2 protein-coding genes are annotated in these 3191 nt (G+C 54.9%); one reads left to right on the top strand and one right to left on the bottom strand.

Annotated elements, in window-relative coordinates:
• Window positions 1-199: 199 nt before the first annotated feature.
• Window positions 200-2602: an AAA family ATPase gene (locus tag KH616_RS23330; RefSeq protein ID WP_292252317.1), complete on the top strand. Its 2403-nt coding sequence runs from the start codon at window positions 200-202 to the stop codon at window positions 2600-2602.
• A 97-nt stretch (window positions 2603-2699) separates the two neighbouring features.
• Here the strand turns inward: KH616_RS23330 and KH616_RS23325 are convergent.
• The coding region (locus KH616_RS23325) for an IS3 family transposase (protein ID WP_292252316.1) at window positions 2700-3191 on the bottom strand (492 nt) is incomplete at its 5' end.

The following is a 3191-nucleotide window of genomic DNA, read 5'->3' as shown; positions in this document are numbered from 1 at the left end:
GCTACGCCATAGTTCTAATGGTGGCGTCTCTCCGGTAGAGTTCGAACGACAGGCCAGTCTGTCAGGCTCGTAGGTGGCTATAGAAATCTGGTCGATTCACTTCCATCGCATCGAACACCGTCAAGACGGTGGCCGAAACATTCAGTCGTGTATTTGATTCAGCACTGTCAATCATTGGCGCTTAAGGAGATCTTCTTCCATGCTTTCACAACAACAATTGCTTGTCGAACTCGATGACCAGATCCGCGCCGGAGGAACGGGGTTTTATATCCAATCCGCAGAAGAAAGACGGCTCGATGACTTGATCGCGCAACTATGCATCCGGCGCACACTGAGTCCTCTCGAGTGGAATCGCGCCTATGGCTGGAGTCGCTTCGACACCAAGCAGCCATTGCGCCCGGGCGGCGAACGTGCCCATGATCTCGCCACTGCGCTAGAGGGAGTATTGGACGAAGGGCTCGACGGTCGGCTCGTGATCATTCGCCATGCACGACTTGCCCTTGAAGACAATGGTGTCGCACTTGCCCGACTCAAGCTGCTCTTGGACCGGTTGACGCGACATCATGCGGGCCGGGCAGCAGTCGTTCTCATTTCCGAGCGCCTTGAGGTACCGGCTGAACTCGAAGCACTATTGATGGTGTATGGACTTGCCCTGCCACGCGGATCTGAGATCGAGACCCTGATTCGCGAACGGTACAGCGTAGAACCGGAACTACTACAGCGACTAACTACTGCCTGTGGCGGTCTCAACCAAGCCGAGATCGAGCACACGTTGTCACTCGCAGATTCGGAAGGTGTTGGCAAACTCGACGCAAGCGCACTCGCTGTCGCACTAAAGCAAAAAGAGCAAATCATCTCCAAGAGCGGCGTACTCGAGATGGTTCATGCCGACACTACGACTGCATCAATCGGAGGACTAATCAATTTAAAAAATTGGCTCGAACGTCGCGCTTCGGTCATGCAGCGCCTCGCTGACGCACACGCCTTTGGCGTACAACCCCCTAAAGGCGTACTTATCGCAGGCATGCCGGGCTGCGGTAAGTCAGTGACGGCCAAGATGACGGCATCGTTGTTTTCTCTACCGCTATTGCGACTGGATATCGGAACATTGCTCGGCAAGTACGTTGGCGAAAGCGAGCACAACATGCGTCGCGCACTTCAGACTGCGGAGGCCATTAGTCCATGCGTACTATGGATTGACGAGCTGGAAAAGGCCTTTGTCGGCATGGGTGGGGCGAATGCATCCGAGGTCACATCACGGTTGCTGGGATTTTTTCTTACCTGGATGCAGGAAAAATCTGGTGCGGTATTCACGATTGCAACTGCCAACGACATCACCGCACTGCCGCCGGAGCTTCTGCGGAAAGGGCGATTTGACGAAATTTTCTACGTTGGCTTTCCAGATACAGAGGAACGCCGGGATATTCTAAATATCCACCTTCTCCGACGCCACCAAGACCCAGGTGCGTTCGACATTGATGCACTGGCTCAGGATTGTCGCGGTTATACCGGTGCTGACATTGAAAATGCCATCAACGAGGCGATGGAAACGGCATTCGTCGACAATGGCATGCTGACACAGAAACAGCTCGAGACAGCCATCGCACAAACGACGCCGCTTCGCGAAACCATGCAGCAGAAGGTCCGCGAGTACGAACAGGCCTTTGAGCGGCTGAGACTTAAGCCTGCATCGCGCTACAACGGCATGAGCGTCGCCGAAATGATCCGACTTGCGGACGACAAAAACCCATTGCGAAGGCTTGACGTCGCACGCGACCCGGACGTTCCCGAAGACTTGCTTACCAAGTTGGCGTCCGATGATGACATCGAGGTACGCAAGGCCGTGTTTAATCATTCGCGCTGCCCGGAGGCACTCCTCGCCGAGCAGATTAACAAGAACGACGGTTGGAAATTGGATTGCGAGGTATTCGCACTGGCATGTGTCCACCGACGGGCACCAGTCGACTTGTTGGCTCGAACGGTGGCTGCAAACAAACTCCCAGATACAGTGCGCCTCCAGATCCTAGCTTCCACCACAGCGCCGGAAGCCATTCTTCGCGCCGCAGGATATAAGGCAACAGGGGACAACCCTTTGGAGGGGCGAGATTTCTCCGTTGCCTCCCCCTTGAGCGACGCCAACCGATTCATGATGGCACTGGCAAAAAACACGCACCTGACTGAAAATCTGCAAAATTTTCTTGCATCGAACGAAGTCCCGAGCGACGTCGCGAGTAAACTTGCGGCTAATGTGGCGATATTGGAATCTGTACAAGACAAGCTGGCTCAGCATGAAGACACCGACGTTCGCGGAGCGATAGCGAGCGCAAAAATTCCGAAATCGATTCAAATCCGCCTGGCCGAGGATCCAAGCGGCCATGTCCGAAATAAATTGGCATGCAATCCGCACTTGGTTCCAGAGGTGCTGCGGCGTCTCGCTGAAGATCAAGACGCTAATGTCCGGAACGCACTGAGAGCCAACCCAAATCTTAATCCAGCTCTCGAGCTTACCCTCGACATGAACGATTTCTGGGAAAGTCAACAGAAAAGCTACGTACCCGTTGAGCCGCTCAAAGCATACAAAAGCACCTTATTTAACTGGTAGGCTTACGAACTGAAACGTGTCGTGCATGACGAGAACTAATAGATCGCCATGCGTCGTGCGCGACACTAGAAGATTGCTCCAGAGCATCCTGTAGTGGTCAACTGATTCCGGACACTGCGTTAAGTTTTTCTTCCGCGACAGCCGGCGCCAGTCCGTCGTTGAACTGATGCGGCCGTATCCAGTTGTACCGATGCATCAGGTAGTGACTGATATCCCGGTGTGCTTCCTGCGCCGACATGTAACCCACTGACGGCAGCCATTCCGTCTTGAAGCTGCGGAACAGCCGCTCCATCGGGGAATTGTCCCAGCAATTTCCACAACGGCTCATGCTCTGCTTTATCCGGTAGCGCCACAGACGCTGACGGAACTTCCGGCTTGCGTATTGGGCGCCCTGGTCCGAGTGAAACAGCAACCCTTGCGGTCGGCCTCGTTGCTCGTAGGCCATTTCCAACGCCCGCACGACCAAATCGGCGTCCGGGCGCGTCGAGAAAGCCCAACCGACAACTCGCCGCGTGAACAGGTCGAGCACGACCGCCAGATAATGCCAACGGCCTTGTGCCCAGACATACGTGATGTCGCCGCACCAGAC

Source organism: Burkholderia sp., from assembly GCF_018375725.1.
GTDB lineage: Bacteria > Pseudomonadota > Gammaproteobacteria > Burkholderiales > Burkholderiaceae > Burkholderia.
The sequence above is the reverse complement of the archived record's forward strand: the minus strand, read 5'-3'. Positions and strand labels throughout refer to the sequence as shown.

Bases quoted from the DNA above. Each gene is read 5' to 3' on its own strand.
- KH616_RS23330 (WP_292252317.1), top strand. From the start codon at position 200: ATGCTTTCACAACAACAATTGCTTGTCGAACTCGATGACCAGATCCGC.